The sequence below is a fragment of the Oceanobacter antarcticus genome (assembly GCF_044962685.1).
Lineage (GTDB): Bacteria > Pseudomonadota > Gammaproteobacteria > Pseudomonadales > Oceanobacteraceae > Oceanobacter > Oceanobacter antarcticus.
On sequence record NZ_JBBKTX010000081.1, the window covers coordinates 1 to 408 of the forward strand.

Annotated in this window: 1 protein-coding gene; it reads right to left on the reverse strand. The window is 61.0% G+C overall.

The genetic code is table 11. The features are described from left to right. Nucleotides 1-51 precede the first annotated feature (51 nt). The coding region (locus tag WG929_RS21000) for a hydroxymethylglutaryl-CoA lyase-like TIM-barrel protein (protein WP_494517119.1) at nt 52-408 on the reverse strand (357 nt) is incomplete at its 5' end.

Sequence of the window (408 nt, forward strand, 5' to 3'; positions counted from 1 at the left end):
GGCTGCCCCGCAGCAGCGTGGCAGCCAGTCCAGCGTTAGCCTTTCGTTTTGTTAGCCTTTGGCTTTGGCCATGGTTAACGCCAGATCTTCAATCATGTCTTCCTGACCACCCACAGTGCCGCGCTTGCCCAGTTCCACCAGGATGTCGCGGGCGCTGACGCCGTATTTCTTTTCAGCACGCTGGGCGAACAGCAGGAAGGAGCTGTACACACCGGCGTAGCCCAGGGTCAGGGCATCCCGGTCGATGCGGATGATCTGGTCCATTAATGGCGTGATCAGGTCTTCGGCGACGTCCATGATTTGGTACAGGTCGATACCGGTCTGACAGCCCATGCGGTCGAGAACCGCGCACAGCACTTCCAGCGGCGTGTTACCGGCTCCCGCGCCCAGCCCGGCAACGGAACCGTC